Consider the following 17,001-nt stretch of genomic DNA (forward strand, 5'->3'; position numbering starts at 1 on the left):
AATTTATTTTATTAAGCTTAAAAAACTATCAAATATAACGTTATTTTCTTTAGGTCCTGGTGATGCTTCTGGATGATATTGTACACTTGCTATTGGCAATTTTTTATGCATCATACCTTCTAAGGTGCCGTCATTTACACTGACATGAGTGATGTCCATATCAACAGGTAACTTAGAAACATAGTAGCCATGATTTTGACTAGTTATGTATACCTTACTTGATATAATATCTTTCACTGGGTGATTAGATCCTCTATGACCAAACTTTAGTTTACTAGTTTCTCCACCAAAGGCCCAAGCTAAAAGTTGATGTCCAAGGCAAATTCCGCAAGTAGGTTTTGAAGTTGCTAATTTTACTACTTCTTTAACTATATTATCTAATTTCATAGGGTCTCCAGGACCATTAGATAGAAATATTAAATCTGGGTTTGTAGAAAGAATTTCTTCAGCCTTTGAGGTAGCTGGAAACACAGTTAGTCTACAATTTCTTTCTTTGAAACTTCTCAAGATATTTGATTTAACTCCAAAATCCATAACGGCAACATGTGGTCCACTGCCTTGTATTTCATATATTTCATCAGTAGATACTTTATACACAGCATCATCATTTTGGAATTTTTCCAACTTATCCTTTATATCTTCTAAGGATAAGTTTTTAGTTGTTATATAACCCTTCATTGATCCATGGTCTCTAAGAATTTTCGTAAGGGCCCTTGTATCGATACCTTCTAGTCCAAAAATCTTGTTTTCTATAAGATATCCATCTAACTCCATCTCACATCTGAAGTTTGAAGGATTATTAGATTTTTCTCTTACAATAAACCCCTTAACTTTTGGAGAAGAAGATTCTAAATCCTCTAAATTAATTCCATAATTTCCAATTAAGGGATAGGTCATAGTTACAATTTGACCATAATAAGATGGATCAGTAAGAGTTTCCTGATACCCAGTCATAGATGTATTAAATACTACTTCTCCAACGGTATCATCAATGTATCCAAAGGCTTTACCTTTGAATTCCATTCCGTTTTCTAATATAAGTTTTGCTTCAATATTTTTTGTTTTCAAGAAAAACCCTCCAATCAAAATAATTAATGTACAACAAAAAGGACAACAAACAAAGCAAATTATTAGATGCTCTATTTATTATCCTATGGGTTTCTCTTTAAAATAATTATAATTCTAGCCATTATTCCTGTCTCCCTTCTTGGCCTCTCTGGACCAACTTAAAAGTAGATTTATCTTTTTGATTTTATAAAAAAATTTTTCAAATGTCAATAATAAAATAAATATATTATTATAAAATATAATTTTTAATGAAGTATATAGCAAATATTTGTTGAATAAATCTAATAAAATTACTAACAATAAATTCAGGAGGTGATAACAAATGAGTGAAAACAATAATTTTAAAAATAATGGTTTGAAAAATGATAATAATCTCCAAGGATTAAATTCAAAGGCTATTGGTAATTATACTAAAGGGGCCGTAGAAAATTTTGAAAATAAAATTGTTAGTGAAACAAATTATTTAGAGAAAGTAAATGAAAATTTAGATAAATAAAAATATTTATAAATAAGCTTAGGTAAATTTAATTTTATCTAAGCTTATTTTTGTTAATTTTTATTAAATTCCATTGCAAATATAAATTAATTATATATTATATTAATTATTAGAAGTATTTAAGGAGTATATTATGAGTTGTTTAGGAAATATTATTTGGTTTGTATTTGGAGGATTAGTTGCAGGGTTGCAATGGTTTTTAACAGGTCTTTTATGGTGTATAACTATTGTGGGAATACCAGTTGGTATTCAGTGTTTTAAGTTAGCTAAACTACAATTTGCACCTTTCGGAAAAGAAGTTATTACAACAAATGATAGTAGTATGGGATTTTTTCTGAATATATTATGGGTAATATTTGGAGGTTTGCTCCTTGCAATAACCAATATAATAAGTGCATTTTTACTGTCTATAACTATAATAGGGATACCTTTTGCTGCTCAATCATTAAAAATGGCAAAATTATCTTTAGCACCATTTGGAAAAGATGTAATATAAGAATTGATTTAATAGGTTATATTTATGATTATTGTAGTATTAAAGTAATTATATAGGAGGAGTTATGAGAGATATATCAGAATTAAAGGGGAAGATTTTTAGACACTTCAAAGGGGATTTATATTTACTTGAGGATTTTGTAATAAATTCAGAAACGCAAGAAAAGATGGTGCTATATAGAGCATTATATGGGGAGTGTGGATTGTTTGTAAGACCATATAAGATGTTTATAGAAGAAGTACCTAAAAATAAGGTTAATCCAACAGGACAAAGGTATAGATTTCAAGAGATAATAGTAGAAAGTAAAAATATTTGAAGTAAAGAATAGTATAAAATATAAATCTATGTTATAATAGTAATCGTATGTTTTAAAGAAAAGTTCAAGAGGTTTTACCCAATGGGTAAGACTTTTTTAATGATAATTGGAGGTAACGTTATGATTAGTACTACAGGAGTTAGTTTAAGATACGGAGGACGTAAACTTTTTGAGGATGTTAATATTAAGTTCACAGAAGGTAATTGTTATGGATTAATAGGAGCAAATGGTGCAGGGAAGTCTACATTTCTTAAAATATTATCCGGAGATATAGAACCTAATACAGGCGAAGTTAATATAACACCAGGACAAAGATTAGCAGTTTTAAAGCAAGATCACTTTGCTTATGATGAAGAAGAAGTACTAAGAACTGTAATTATGGGTCATCCTAGATTAATTGAAATTATGAATGAAAAGGATGCTCTTTATGCTAAAGAAGATTTTAGTGATGAAGATGGTATAAGAGCCTCTGAGCTTGAAGGTGAGTTTGCAGATCTTAATGGTTGGGAAGCTGAAAGTGAAGCAGCTACATTACTTCAAGGACTCGGGATAACAGAAGATTTACATTACAAGTTAATGAAGGATTTAAATGGTTCAGAGAAGGTTAAAGTCTTACTTGCACAAGCCTTATTTGGTCATCCAGATATTCTTTTACTTGACGAGCCTACCAACCACTTAGATATTAAATCTATAGCTTGGCTTGAAAATTTCTTAATGGATTTTGAGGGAACTGTTATTGTGGTATCCCACGATAGACACTTCCTAAATAAAGTATGTACTAATATGGCTGATGTAGACTTTGGAAAAATTCAAATGTATGTTGGTAACTATGATTTCTGGTATGAATCAAGTCAATTAGCATTACAAATGTCTAAGGATCAGAATAAAAAGAAAGAAGAAAAAATTAAAGAGCTTCAAAACTTTATAGCTCGTTTTAGTTCTAATGCATCAAAAGCTAAGCAAGCAACTAGTAGAAAGAAGCAATTAGATAAATTAACTCTTGATGATATTAAGCCATCTTCAAGAAGATATCCATTTGTAGGATTTAAAGCGGATAGAGAAGCTGGTAATGATTTGTTAGTTGTTGAGAATCTATGTAAGACTATTGATGGTGTTAAAGTTTTAGATAATGTAAGTTTTATGATATATAAGAATGATAAGGTAGCATTTTTAGGAGATGGTATTGCTAAAACCACTTTATTTAAAATATTGATGGGTGAAATGGAACCAGATAGTGGAAGCTATAAATGGGGGATAACTACATCTCAATCGTATTTCCCATCTGATAACTCTGAGTTCTTTGAGAGTTGCGATCTAAATCTTGTGGATTGGTTAAGACAATTTTCAGAAGAAAAGGCGGAAAGTTTTATAAGAGGATTCCTTGGAAGAATGTTATTCTCAGGAGAAGAAGCATTAAAGCAAGCATCTGTGCTATCTGGAGGGGAAAAAGTTCGTTGTATGCTATCAAAGATGATGTTAAGTGGAGCTAACGTATTAATCTTAGATGAGCCTACAAACCACCTAGATCTTGAATCCATAACAGCAGTTAATAATGGATTAATTAACTTTGCTGGAACTATATTATTTACATCCCATGACCATCAGTTTATTAATACTGTTGCAAATAGAATAATAGAAATTATTCCTGGTGGTGTAATTGATAAGAATATGACTTATGATGAGTATTTAGAATTAAAATAGAGCTTAGGTTGATATAAAAATTACTTTTGTAGTAGATAGGCATTAAATGAATAAATTAACATTTAACTTGTATAAATATTAATTTATTTAGTTGACAATTTACCATTATTTATTTATAATACAAATAATATAAAATTTAATATGGAAATTCTATGAAAAGGACAGTACTTTCTTTATTAATTCTTAAAGCGAGTGAAGGTTGGTGTGAGCTTCACAAGAATAAAAGAATCTTAACAAGTAATTGTAGGGAAATTTATTTATAATAAATTAGGAAGAGAACCTTGGAGAAGCTGCCCCAAAGGATTACTTAGTAGGGTTAGTCGTGAAAAGCGTTAAAATTATGAGTGGACTTTTTAAAAAAGTCAATTAGAGTGGTACCACGGGTATATAACCGTCTCTTTCCAATGGAAAGAGACGGTTTTTTATATGCATTTTGAAATTTTAATAAATAAAAGAGTTAGAAATAAAAAGGAGGATTTATTATGGAGTATAAAAATATAATAGCAGAAAATTTATGTAAGCATATAGATATGGAAAAGGAAACAATAGAAAGACTTGTTGAAAACCCACCAAAACCAGAAATGGGGGACTTTGCATTCCCGTGTTTTCAGTTAGCAAAATCTATGAAGAAAGCACCAAATATGATAGCTCAAGATCTAAAAGGATTACTTGGTAATTTAGATGGATTTGAAAAAATAGAAGCTTTTGGTCCTTATATAAACTTTTTTGTAGCTAAAAATGATTTTATGAAAGAAATTATTGAAAAAGTATTAAATGAGAAAGAGAATTATGGAAGTACAAAAGAAGGAGTAGGCAAAAATGTAATTGTTGAATATTGTTCAGCTAATATTGCAAAGCCATTTCACGTAGGACATTTATATACTACTATGATTGGTAATTCTCTTTATAAAATATTTAATTCTCAGGGATATAACGCTATAGGGATAAACCACTTAGGAGACTGGGGAACACAATTTGGTAAACTTATATATGCATATAATCATTGGGGTGATGAGAAAGCTTTAGAGGAAGAACCGATTAAAGAAATGTTAAGGGTTTATGTAAAATTTCATGATGAAGCAGAAAAAAATCCTGCTCTTGATGATGAAGGAAGAAAGCATTTTAAACTTCTAGAGGATGGTAATGAAGAAGAAGTTAAGCTGTGGACTAAATTTAAAGACTTAAGCTTAAAGGAATTTGATAAATTATTTAATATGTTAAATGTGAAATTCGATTCTTTTGCTGGTGAAAGCTTCTATCAAGATAAAATGGATGCTGTCATTGATGAAATAGAATCTAAAGGGTTATTAACGGAAAGTAATGGTGCTAAGGTTGTTATGTTAGAGGAGCTTAATATTCCACCTTGTATAATAAAGAAGGCAGATGGAGCTACAATATATGCCACTCGTGATTTAGCAGCTATGTTCTATAGAAAGAAAACCTATGATTTTTATAAGAATATATATGTAGTTGCAAAGGATCAATCCCTTCACTTTAAACAAGTATTTAGCACAGTTAAAAAGATGGGCTATGATTGGGCTGATGATTGTATACATGTACCATTTGGCTTAGTTCGTTTCCCAGATAAGAAGCTTTCTACAAGAAAAGGCGATGTAGTATTCCTTGAGGATTTGTTAAACGAAGCTGTAGTTAAAACAGAAGAAATAATAAATGAGAAAAATCCTACATTAGAAAATAAAAAAGAAGTAGCTAAGAAGGTAGGAATTGGAGCAGTTGTCTTTGCTTATCTTAAAAACTCAAGAGAGAGAGACATAATCTTTGATTGGGATGAAATGCTTAGCTTTGAAGGAGAAACTGGACCATATGTTCAATACACTTATGCTAGAGGAAAGAGTATTTTAAGAAAATTAGGAGAAGGTACTGGAGAAGTTGATTATGGTAAGCTTATTTCAGAGGAAGAGTTTGAACTAGTTAAAACTTTATCTGGGTTTAATAATTCTATTAAGCAGGCTTTGGATAAACTACAACCAAGTATAGTTACAAGATTTACTATAGATGTAGCTAAAGCTTTTAATAAATTCTATAATTCTATAAATATATCTAATTCAGAGGACGAAGTAACAAAGAATACCAGATTAGCTTTAGTTAAAGCTACTCTTCAAGTAATAGAAAGTGGATTACATCTTATAGGTCTTGAAACAGTAGATGAAATGTAATAAAAGATTAATATAAAGAAAATCCCTTGGATGATTTATCATCCAAGGGATTTTCTTTACTTATTATGTTATTTATCATCCTCATATTTTTTTATTGTATTAACGTAATTAGGACACTTAGAGGTACAACTACCACAATTACATCCTTTAGATTTTTTCTTTAAATTTTTAAATAGAATAAAGATCGCTAATATAGCAATAATTATAGTTATAAGTATTTCCATAGTATTATCACCTCTTTAAAATATCAGTGAAGCTATATGATATATTCCAAATGAAAAAATCCATGCCACAATAAATTGATATACAACTGAGAATACAGCAAGTTTTCCGCTGAATTCTTTTTTAAAGGTAGCTACAACAGAAACACATGGTGTGTATAACAAAGTAAATACTAAGAAAGAAAGACCACTAGCTATTGTAAATGTCGTAGCTATGCTATTAGCTAAATCACCTGTATAAAGTACCCCTAGAGTTCCTATAACTACTTCTTTAGCCATAAGTCCAGTTAAAAGTGCCACAGAGTTTTCCCATGTACCAAAGCCTAATGGAACAAAAATCGGGGATATGAAGTTACCTATAGATGCAAGGAAACTTTCGTTAATTTCAGACATTCCACTCATATTAAAGTTTGATAAGAACCATACTAGAACAGATATAGAGAATATCAAAGTTCCAGCCTTTTTTAAAAATCCTTTACCTTTTTCCCAAGTATGAAGTATTAAACTTTTAAACTCAGGAAGTTTGTATTCAGGTAATTCTATTATAAAGGGTTCTTCGTCTTTTTTAAATAAAGTATTTTTAAATATAAACGCCATTATAAAGGCTACTATAAGTCCTAAGAAATATAATCCGAAAATGACTAATGATTCATAACCTGCAAAGAGTGCACCAGCAAATAGGGCATATACAGGTAATCTGGCATTACAAGACATAAAAGGAATAATCAGAGCTGTTAACTTTCTATCTTTTTCACTTTCTAAAGTTCTTGCAGACATTATTCCAGGTACTGAACATCCAAAGCCCATTATTAAAGGTATAAAAGCCTTTCCTGAAAGTCCTAATTTTCTCATTAACTTGTCCATAATAAATGCTGTTCTAGCCATATAACCGCTATCTTCAAGGAAGCTAATCCCTACAAATAGAGTTAATATAATTGGAAGAAACACAATTACTGAACCAACACCACCAATGATACCATCAATTATTAATGATTTAAACCAAGGGTATGTATTAGCTAGAGGTATTTCTATTAAAGATACAAAGTCTTCATTGACTAGTTTATCAGCTAATTCTTGCAGTGGCCCACCAACCCAATCAAAGGTAAATTTAAATATAATAAACATAATTCCTAAAAATATAGGGTAAGCCAAAAACTTATTAAGCACAATAGAATCTAATTTTTCAGTAATAGTATTAATGTTTGTTTTTTTTCCTTCTACACATCTGTTAAGAATGTTTTCTATATATCCATAGGTTTCTTTTTCGTTCATTTTATTAAACTCATGTTTAGAATTAATAGTTTTATCTATAGAGTTAAAGGAAGAGTTATTAATAAGAAAGTCTTTAACCTCTTTTACACCTTCACCTTTTGAAGCAGATATAGCCATAATATTAACACCTAATTCTTTAGATAAATCGGAATAATTAATGTGAATTCCATTACTTTCTGCTACATCTATCATATTTACCACTAATAAAATAGGCTTATTAAATTCGGTTAATTGAGAGGTTAAGTAAAGGTTTCTCTCAAGATTAGAACCGTCTATTATATTTACAATTAAATCTACTTCATCAGTATACAAAAAGTTTTTAGACACTTTTTCTTCATTAGAAAAGGTATCCATTGCATATATACCTGGTAGGTCAACAATTTTTATTTCCTTTGACAAATATCCTTCTTTTTTATCTACAGTTACACCTGCCCAGTTACCTACATATTGGTTAGAACCTGTTAGTGCATTAAATAAAGTTGTTTTTCCTACATTAGGATTACCAATAAGGGCAATGGTTTTCATATTACACTGCCTCCTTAATAAAAATTAATTCAGCATCTTTTTTTCTGATTGCAAGGTCTGTCCCTCTTAAGTTTATAATAATTGGATCCCCTAAAGGAGCGGTTTTCTTAACTAAAACCTCTGTTCCTTCAACAAACCCTAAAGCTAATAATCTTTTAGCTAATCTATCATCACATGCAAGTTCTTTAATTAAACCTTTATCACCAGGTTTTAAATTAAAAACATTCATGAATATCACTCCTTTATGAAAATAATTATCAATATCTATGGTAATATTATATTCTAAATGATAACCAATGTCAACTTAAAATATGTATTAATAAAATGCATAAAACGGATGTATAATATAGATAAAAGGGATTTATTTATGGTATAATATAATTATATATTTTTATAGTACATATAATTATATATAGGTTTATTTGAAGTACAATACCTATTAAAGAAATGAGTGGTAAGGTGATAGTTAAAGAAAGTACTATAGACATTGAAAAAGATAAATTTAAACAAAGTCTAAATATTAGCGGAGATAATGAACTTTATAAAAAATCAGTTTTCTTTGACTTAGAACATTATGTTTATAAGAAACCTATATGCATAGGGGTCTTTGGAGCAGGATATTATGACGAAGAAAATAATAAGTTGGTAATTACTCAGTATATGATTGAAAATAAGCATGAACTTGAGAAAATTCTTGCCTTGGCTAAAGAGTATTTTGAAAATATGAGAAATACATTAAAAAAAGAATATGTTGTTACTTTTTCAGGTAATAATGATTATCTAGTAATTGATTATCTGTTTAAAAAATATAAGTTAAATTATACTGTAGAAGAATATTTTAAAAGTATAGATTTGCAAAAAAAATATGAACAAGTTAAACAGAAGTCAATAGGACTTAAAGCACTAGAGAGTGAATGTGACATTGTTAGGGAAAGTGAAGTCATAAGTGGCTCAACATTAGCTAAAACCTTTGGTAAGATAATGAAAGATGATATGTATTTTTCAAGAATGCCTATGGAAAAGAAAGAGAAAATTCTTTTGTATAATATGCAGGATGTAGTTAGTTTATTTCATATATATACTCAATGGAATAAGTATATTAGACCAGAGTAATTAAAAACTATCTCATAGAAGAATATAAATTTGTATTTTTCTATGAGATAATTTTATATATATTGTATTTGGTATTCACAAATTTAGAATGTGGGAAATAATAGTTAAATTGTATAGAATGAATTAATATATTAAACATGATACCACATAAATTCATAATAACATACAAAATACATATAATTCTAAAAATTTAGGGGGTATTATGGAAATATTAATAAAAGGAAAAGGCGCTACTATAGGGAATGATAAGTGTGATTTAGTACTTAAAAATAGTAAATTTATTAATGTATTTACTGAAGAAATAGAAGAGGGAGATATAGGAATTATTGATGACACAATTATAGGAATAGGTTCATATGAAGGGCTTAAGGAAATTGATTGTAGTTCTAAAGTTATATGTCCAGGGTTTATGGATGGACACATTCATGTGGAATCTTCCATGACAACTCCAGAATCTTATGGAAATGTAGCTTTAGCCAATGGGGTTACTACAGTAGTAGCTGATCCGCACGAAATTGCCAATGTACTTGGAATTGATGGAATATCTTTCATGCTAGATAGTGCACAAAGAAGCCCTTTGGATATATATTTTATGATGCCTTCCTGTGTACCAGCAGTATCCTTCGAAGAGAACGGTGCTATTTTAAGTGCAGAAGATTTATCTAAGTTTATTGATAAACCAGAAGTAATAGGGCTTGGTGAGGTAATGGATATACCTTCTGTAATAGAGCAAGCACCGTCCATGATGAATAAGTTGAATGTATTTAGAGATAAAATTATAGATGGGCATGCACCTCAAATTTCTTATAAACATCTTAATCAATACATTTTATCAGGTGTAAGAACTGACCACGAATGTTCTTCAAAAGAAGAAGCTTTAGAAAAAGTAAAATTAGGTATGTATATTCTTATAAGGGAAGGTTCTGCTGCTAAAAATTTAAAGGATTTGATTTCTGCAGTTAATAATAAGAATTTTCGAAGGTTTTTATTTTGTACTGATGATAGACATCTAGAGGATTTGGTGGAAGAGGGATCTATAAATAATGCTATTAAACTCAGTATACAAAGTGGTATTGATCCTATAAAAGCATATATAATGGGGAGTTATAATGGGTACACATGTTATGGCATAAAAGATAAAGGAGCTATAGCACCAGGATATAAGGCTGATCTGGTTATTTTAAATGATTTAAATGAGGTAGATATTTATAAAGTAATTAAGTCAGGTCGAGAAATAGATGACTATAATAAATTATCTTACATTGTTAAAAGTGAAAACACTATGAAAATAGAAAAGCTGAAAGAGGAGGACTTTAGAATACTATCTAATGGAAACAAAGTAAATGTAATTGGTGTAACTCCAGGATCTCTTGAAACTAAGTTGTTAGTGAAATCTAGTAAAACTATAGATGGATATTTAGATATGAGTGAATATGAAGATGTTTTAAAAATAGGAGTTTTCGAAAGACATAAAAATACAAATCATTATTCCTTAGGATATTTATCGGGATTAGGTATTAAAAACTGTGCTATAGCTCAAAGTATAGCACATGATTCTCATAATATTATAGTTATAGGAGATAATGATAAGGATATGTGTAAGGCGGTAAATAAGCTAATTGACATAGGTGGAGGAATTACTATAGTCAGTGAAGGTGTACTAATTGATAGTCTACCCTTAGAAATAGGAGGATTGATGACTAATTCACCTATAGATTATGTATATAATAAGTTGAAAAATTTAAATAGATTAGTAAAGAACTATGGATTAAAACCTGATATGGATGCGTTTATAACCTTATCTTTTATGAGTCTACCTGTTATTCCAAAGGTGAAGCTTACAAGTAAAGGATTATTTTCCTATGATTTATTTAAATTTATTGAACTTTCTTTTAATTAATTACAACACAATATTACAAGTTATATAATATTAATAATACTTTTTATATAATTAAAAAATGAACAACATTAATTAAGGAGATTGTAATCTTGAAGAACTTAAACTCTATATATAAATTTAAGAAATATATCGGTATGAGAAATATAAAAACTGCTCTAGCCGCAGTAATAAGTGTAATTGTAGCTGAATTGTTTCATCTTCAATCACCATTTTTTGTGGTTACAGGTGCCTTGATTTCTATGGAAACCACAGTGAAGAAGGGAATTAATGCTGGAATTGCAAGGGTGCTTGGTACTATAATGGGAGGAATAATAGGCATTATAACTGTTCTAATAGATCCAGGTAACATATTTCTGCTCTTTTTAGGAATGGTGCTTTTGATTACATTACTTAATATATTAAAATGGCAAGACTCTATATCTATGGCTTGTGTTGTATTTTGTGTAATTATGATTACTATGACTAGTGAAAATATAGTTCTATACGCTTTTCAAAGAACCGTTGATACTATTGTTGGAATTGTAATATCGATAATAATTAATTACATTATATCTCCACCCTCAGATTCTAAATTTGCTAAGGGTAAATCGGAGCATGAGGATGATGAAGATATAGAAAATTTTATTATGAAAGTTCCTGAAAAAATAGATATAAAAGAGTAAAAATAGTAAAAACTACTGATTAATTTATCAATTAATCAGTAGTTTTTATTTTCGAAAATTTTATTAATTAAATGTTATAGATTAAATACATACCTATAAATGAAGTAATAATGAGTAAAACTTCCAAGTAGAACAAAAATATGAAATATTTCATGAGCACCAAAAGTTCTGTGTTTACCTTTTCTTTCTAAGCAATATATAATTCCACCGATGGTGTATAATACTCCGCCTATCACTAGTATTGAAAGACCTCTACTAGATACAACTTTTGAAAGTGGATTAAAAATGAATATAGCCATCCATCCCATAGCAATATAAATAGAGGAAGATAACCAGGAAGGACAATTAATCCAATACAATTTAAAAAGAATTCCAATTATAGCTACAGTCCATATTATAGCAAGCATATAGTACCTAATTGGTGTCTCTAATAGAACTAAGCATATAGGTGTATAAGTTCCAGCAATTAATACAAATATCATAGCATGATCAATCTTTCTAAGGATATTAATCATGGAATCTTTAGCTACGGTAAGGTGATATACACTGCTAGCTGTATACAGTAGAATTAAACTTATTCCAAATATAACAGTTGATATTAAAGTGTATATGTTGTAATTGTTACTATGAAGTTGAGCAAATAATAAGAAACATAAACCAAGTAAAGAAATTATAGCTCCCACCATATGGGAAAATCCACTAAAGGGCTCTCTAAATTTTGAATTAGTCATAATATACCTCCTAAGATTTATTGTAACATATAGTTATCAATACTATGTATTATTATATGTATATTATATCACATTGATTATATAAATATATATAATAATTATTAAAAATGTGTTAATTATAATTATTAATTAAGTTTAAGTTTCTATAAAATAATTTTAATATGTATATTTATATCTAATATTATTTACTACTATTAATAATAATATTATAATAAAAGAAAATATACATAAGAGGTGATTATGTGAACTTTAATATAGAAAATTTAGAAGAGCTTTTAATTAATATGAACTTAGATGATAGGATTAATATTAATAAAATACCAGATATTGATTTATATATGGATCAAGTAATTCAATTATTTGAAAATAACTTAGAGCATATAAAAAGAAACCCTACGGACAAGATTTTAACCAAAACTATGATAAATAACTACTCTAAAGACAAATTGCTTTTTCAAAATAAAAATAAAAAATATTCTAAAGATCATATTCTTTTAATGATTTTAATTTATGATTTAAAGCAAACTTTGTCTATAGCTGATATAAAAAAATTATTTACCCCTATGGTAAAAATATTATCAGAAGAAAAATCAAATTTTGATTTAAGTAATATATATAATGAATATCTTTCATTAAAGAAAAATCAAATTGATAAAGAAAAAGAATTCTTAACTTCAATTGTCAATGATACAACTAATTTATGTGAAAAAGAAGCTACTAAAAATTATGAGGATTATAAAAAAATATTATTGATTATATTAACACTTTTAAATTCAGCGTCCTTAAATAAAAGAATTGCAGAAAAGATGATAGATACTTATTTTAATGAATAAATTTAAAATCAATGAATAAATAAAATGACTGCCTTAATAGACAGTCATTTTATTTTTAGGTGTAAATTTATAATTAATGCTTATATTATAAATTATATGAAATATTTAATTAAATATATTGTTTGAAAAGTATTGACAAAAAAAAGAAATGAGCATAATATAAACGTATGAACAAGTGTTCACATGAAAGGGGTATGTAATATATGTATAAAGAAGAGGTTTGTATGCAAGTTTGCATACATGATGAAATTACTGAGAAATTAAAAGATAAAACTTTAAATGATACTACAGTAGAGGAACTGTCAAATTTATTTAAGTCCATGGCAGATCCTACTAGGGTTAAAATATTAAATATTTTGTTAAATACAGAAGCTTGTGTTTGCGACATAGCAGCTTTAACTAATATGACACAATCTGCAATATCTCATCAATTAAGAGTACTAAAGCTAGCTAGGATTGTAAAATCAAGAAAAGATGGAAAAGTTGTATATTATTCTTTAGATGATGATCATGTTAAAGATATTTTCTATAAAGGACTTAGCCACGTTAATGAATAAACTAGTTATAGGGGGAGTAAAATAATGGGACAAACAAAAAGGCTTTATGAAATTCAAGGATTGCATTGCGCAAATTGTGCTTTGAAAATCGAACGTGAACTAAATCAATTATCTTACGTACAAAGTGCTGTAGTCAACTCTGTGACATCAAAAGCTATTTTAGAGGTTGATGAGAACACTAATAGAGAAATAATATTTGATGATGTGGAAAGCATATCTACTAGAATTGAACATGGAGTTAGAGTTAAAGAAATTGAAAAAAATATTATAAATAAAAAAAATGTTAAGGTTCAGGGAAATATAAAAAGTATTAATTCTAATTCAAATGATAATAAAGTTAAGGAAGAAAAGGTTACCTACAAGGATTCTCATAGTGATGATCATGTTCATAATCATAGCCATGATCATGGAGAAGGGGTTAAAAAGAAACAAATAATAAAATTTATTATAGGAATTTCTTTGGCAGTTGCTGGAGTATTAACTAATAATAGGATAAGTTTATGTTTATTTATAGCTTCTTATCTAGTAATTGGTGGAGATATTCTGCTTATTGCCGGCAAAAATATAATAAAAGGTCAAGTTTTTGATGAGAACTTCTTAATGAGTATAGCTACAATTGGTGCATTTTTAATTGGTGAATATCCAGAAGCTATTGGAGTAATGCTATTTTATCAAGTAGGAGAGTTTTTTCAAGAATTGGCAGTTAATAAATCTAGAAATTCTATATCAGAGTTAATGGATATTCGTCCAGACCATGCAAATTTAAAATTAAGTAACGGGGATATATCTTCTGTCTCTCCAGAAGAGGTAGGTATTGGTGATATAATAGTTGTTAAGCCAGGTGAAAAAATTCCTTTAGATGGAGTTGTAGTAAGGGGAGATTCTCAAATAGATACTTCTGCTTTAACAGGAGAATCTGTTCCAAGAGTAGTTAAGGAAAGAGCTGAAGTTTTAGCTGGATCAATAAATAAAACTTCTCTTATTGAAGTTAAAATAACTAAGGAATTTAGTGAATCTACAGTATCAAAGATTCTTGAATTAGTAGAAAATGCTTCAAATAAAAAAGCACCAACAGAAAAGTTTATAACAAAGTTTGCTAGATACTATACTCCTATTGTGGTTATATTAGCTATTCTACTAGCTTTCTTACCACCGTTAGCTATGGGTGAAGATTTATATACCTGGTTATATAGAGGACTATCATTTTTAGTTGTATCTTGTCCTTGTGCCCTTGTGATATCAATACCTTTAAGCTTCTTTGGTGGGATTGGAGGAGCATCTAGAAGTGGGGTGCTTGTCAAAGGAGGAAACTATCTTGAAGCATTGAGCAAAGCAGAAGTGGTAATTTTTGATAAAACAGGTACATTAACAGAAGGAAGCTTTGAAGTTACAAAAATTACTCCTTATGGATTCATTACTGAGGACATGTTAATGGAATATGCGGCATATGCTGAAATATATTCTAATCATCCTATTGCAAAATCTATTGTAGAATCCTATAAAAAAATTAGTACGAAGGCTATTATTGATAAAAGTAGAATAAAGAGTTATGAAGAGATTCCAGGTAAAGGTGTAAAAATATACTTTGGTGATAGATATATATATGCAGGAAATTATAAACTGATGGAAGAACTTGAAATTAGGTATGTAAAATCAAATGAAGTGGGTACTATTATATATGTTGCAGTAAATAATAATTTTGTAGGAAGTTTAGTGATTTCTGATAGAATAAAAAATACTTCACCTATGGCTATTGCAAAGTTAAAAGAACTAGGGATTAAGAAAACTGTTATGCTTACTGGAGATAATAAAACAATTGCTGAATATGTTGCAAAGGTTATTTCTATTGATGAGGTTAGGGCCGAATTAATGCCACATGAAAAAGTAAGTGAAGTAGAAAAAATATATAATGGCCTTTCTAAGAAGGGAAGATTAATATTTGTTGGAGATGGAATAAATGATGCTCCCGTATTAGCTAGAGCAGATATAGGGATAGCAATGGGGGGAATAGGCTCAGATGCAGCTATAGAAGCTTCTGATGTTGTTATTATGACTGACGATCCTGAAAAAATATCTACATCTATAAAAATAGCTAGGAAGACACAAAAAATTGTAGTTCAAAATATTGCATTTTCCTTATTGATAAAAGCTATAGTCTTAGTATTAACAGCTCTAGGGATTACCAATATGTGGATGGCGGTATTTGCAGATGTAGGAGTTACAATAATAGCTGTATTAAATGCTATGAGAGCTATGAAGATGGAAGAATAAATAAAAGTTTAACTTAAAAATACTAAAATACAGAATTAAAATATATTAAAACCCTTTAATGTTTTTAGCATTAAAGGGTTTTTAAACTTAAGTGATAATTATTAACTTATTTTTGACATAGTTTTAAATTCGCTAAACTCATCACTATTATCTACCTCAAATAATTTCTTATAACAATATGATATTATATCTCCTCTTTTTATAATTCCAATGAATATATTTGAGTCATCAACTACTGGAACGAAATTTTGTGATTTAGCAACAAGTATTAAACTTTCAATATCAGAATTAATTGATACGGGTTTATCTTTAAAATGTCTTGGTATATCCTTTATTAAAACATTTTCTGTATCCTTTAAGCTTAATTCGGAAGAATTTTTTAATTTCCAAAGAAGATCACCTTCTGTTAAAGTACCTACATATTTTCCTTTATCATCCACTAAAGGTATAGAAGTATATCTATGATATTCCATTCTCTCCATTGCTCTTCGCATAGTAGAACTAACCTTTTCAAAAATTACTTCGCTTTTAGGAGTTAGAAAAAAGGCAATGTTCATATTTTATCATCCTCCAATAAATCAATATTCAATAAGTATACTAAAAAGCTATACTTTAATTATAACATAGTTTTTAGACTAAAAGAGAGTAAAGTTTTTAATAAT

The 17,001-nt window shown here is 28.7% G+C and carries 17 protein-coding genes and 1 other annotated feature; of the genes, 11 read left to right on the forward strand and 6 right to left on the reverse strand.

Annotated elements, in window-relative coordinates; translation table 11 throughout:
* Positions 1-3: 3 nt before the first annotated feature.
* Positions 4-1,053 carry a carbamoyl phosphate synthase small subunit gene (locus B3B03_RS00205; protein WP_346876245.1) on the reverse strand — a complete coding sequence of 350 codons (1,050 nt, stop codon included), beginning with the start codon at positions 1,051-1,053 and terminating at the stop codon, positions 4-6.
* A 337-nt stretch (positions 1,054-1,390) separates the two neighbouring features.
* Between B3B03_RS00205 and B3B03_RS00210 the strand changes: the two genes are divergently transcribed.
* From B3B03_RS00210 to argS, 5 genes are all read left to right on the forward strand, one after another.
* Positions 1,391-1,564, forward strand: coding sequence for a hypothetical protein (locus B3B03_RS00210; RefSeq protein WP_346848101.1), 174 nt, complete (start codon positions 1,391-1,393; stop codon positions 1,562-1,564).
* Between the two features lie 133 nt (positions 1,565-1,697).
* The gene (locus B3B03_RS00215; protein ID WP_346848102.1) at positions 1,698-2,060 is read left to right on the forward strand and encodes a YccF domain-containing protein; all 363 of its coding nucleotides are present in this window, start codon (positions 1,698-1,700) and stop codon (positions 2,058-2,060) included.
* Positions 2,061-2,124: 64 nt separating this feature from the next.
* Complete coding sequence (locus B3B03_RS00220) at positions 2,125-2,376, forward strand: DUF1653 domain-containing protein (RefSeq protein ID WP_035132998.1); 252 nt, start codon at positions 2,125-2,127, stop codon at positions 2,374-2,376.
* Between the two features lie 120 nt (positions 2,377-2,496).
* Positions 2,497-4,077 (forward strand): ABC-F family ATP-binding cassette domain-containing protein, encoded by a 1,581-nt coding sequence (locus B3B03_RS00225; protein ID WP_346876246.1) that lies wholly within the window; start codon positions 2,497-2,499, stop codon positions 4,075-4,077.
* Between the two features lie 143 nt (positions 4,078-4,220).
* Positions 4,221-4,479, forward strand: a binding site (T-box leader).
* 80 nt (positions 4,480-4,559) lie between these two features.
* Positions 4,560-6,254, forward strand: coding sequence for an arginine--tRNA ligase (gene argS, locus B3B03_RS00230; RefSeq protein WP_346848103.1), 1,695 nt, complete (start codon positions 4,560-4,562; stop codon positions 6,252-6,254).
* Between the two features lie 68 nt (positions 6,255-6,322).
* On the opposite strand, the gene B3B03_RS00235 is transcribed toward argS, so the two are convergent.
* The 3 genes from B3B03_RS00235 to B3B03_RS00245 are packed head-to-tail and all read right to left on the reverse strand — an operon-like array spanning position 6,323 to position 8,501.
* Positions 6,323-6,478 carry a FeoB-associated Cys-rich membrane protein gene (locus tag B3B03_RS00235; protein WP_346848104.1) on the reverse strand — a complete coding sequence of 52 codons (156 nt, stop codon included), beginning with the start codon at positions 6,476-6,478 and terminating at the stop codon, positions 6,323-6,325.
* Positions 6,479-6,493: 15 nt separating this feature from the next.
* Positions 6,494-8,272, reverse strand: coding sequence for a ferrous iron transport protein B (gene feoB, locus B3B03_RS00240; RefSeq protein ID WP_346848105.1), 1,779 nt, complete (start codon positions 8,270-8,272; stop codon positions 6,494-6,496).
* Position 8,273: 1 nt separating this feature from the next.
* On the reverse strand, positions 8,274-8,501 hold the full coding sequence (locus B3B03_RS00245) for a FeoA family protein (protein WP_035133006.1): 228 nt from the start codon (positions 8,499-8,501) through the stop codon (positions 8,274-8,276).
* Positions 8,502-8,719: 218 nt separating this feature from the next.
* Here B3B03_RS00245 and B3B03_RS00250 point away from each other — a divergent pair, with 218 nt between their 5' ends.
* The 3 genes from B3B03_RS00250 (at position 8,720) to B3B03_RS00260 (ending at position 11,947) form a co-directional block, all read left to right on the forward strand.
* Positions 8,720-9,385: a ribonuclease H-like domain-containing protein gene (locus B3B03_RS00250; RefSeq protein ID WP_150845565.1), complete on the forward strand. Its 666-nt coding sequence runs from the start codon at positions 8,720-8,722 to the stop codon at positions 9,383-9,385.
* Between the two features lie 202 nt (positions 9,386-9,587).
* Complete coding sequence (gene ade / locus B3B03_RS00255) at positions 9,588-11,285, forward strand: adenine deaminase (RefSeq protein WP_346848106.1); 1,698 nt, start codon at positions 9,588-9,590, stop codon at positions 11,283-11,285.
* A gap of 89 nt (positions 11,286-11,374) precedes the next feature.
* The gene (locus B3B03_RS00260) at positions 11,375-11,947 is read left to right on the forward strand and encodes an FUSC family protein (protein ID WP_346848107.1); all 573 of its coding nucleotides are present in this window, start codon (positions 11,375-11,377) and stop codon (positions 11,945-11,947) included.
* 74 nt (positions 11,948-12,021) lie between these two features.
* On the opposite strand, the gene trhA is transcribed toward B3B03_RS00260, so the two are convergent.
* On the reverse strand, positions 12,022-12,678 hold the full coding sequence (trhA, locus tag B3B03_RS00265; protein ID WP_346848108.1) for a PAQR family membrane homeostasis protein TrhA: 657 nt from the start codon (positions 12,676-12,678) through the stop codon (positions 12,022-12,024).
* A gap of 242 nt (positions 12,679-12,920) precedes the next feature.
* Between trhA and B3B03_RS00270 the strand changes: the two genes are divergently transcribed.
* The 3 genes from B3B03_RS00270 (at position 12,921) to B3B03_RS00280 (ending at position 16,339) form a co-directional block, all read left to right on the forward strand.
* Positions 12,921-13,511, forward strand: a complete 591-nt coding sequence (locus B3B03_RS00270) for a DUF1836 domain-containing protein (protein ID WP_346876186.1) — start codon at positions 12,921-12,923, stop codon at positions 13,509-13,511.
* Positions 13,512-13,714: 203 nt separating this feature from the next.
* Positions 13,715-14,068, forward strand: a complete 354-nt coding sequence (locus B3B03_RS00275; RefSeq protein WP_035135755.1) for an ArsR/SmtB family transcription factor — start codon at positions 13,715-13,717, stop codon at positions 14,066-14,068.
* Between the two features lie 24 nt (positions 14,069-14,092).
* Entirely contained in the window at positions 14,093-16,339 is a 2,247-nt protein-coding gene (locus B3B03_RS00280; RefSeq protein ID WP_346876187.1) for a heavy metal translocating P-type ATPase, read from the forward strand.
* 101 nt (positions 16,340-16,440) lie between these two features.
* Here B3B03_RS00280 and B3B03_RS00285 read toward each other — a convergent pair whose 3' ends face one another.
* On the reverse strand, positions 16,441-16,896 hold the full coding sequence (locus B3B03_RS00285) for a CBS domain-containing protein (RefSeq protein WP_035135753.1): 456 nt from the start codon (positions 16,894-16,896) through the stop codon (positions 16,441-16,443).
* Positions 16,897-17,001 lie beyond the last annotated feature (105 nt).

The organism is Clostridium sp. UBA5712 (genome assembly GCF_002419845.1).
Lineage (GTDB): Bacteria > Bacillota > Clostridia > Clostridiales > Clostridiaceae > Clostridium_J > Clostridium_J sulfidigenes.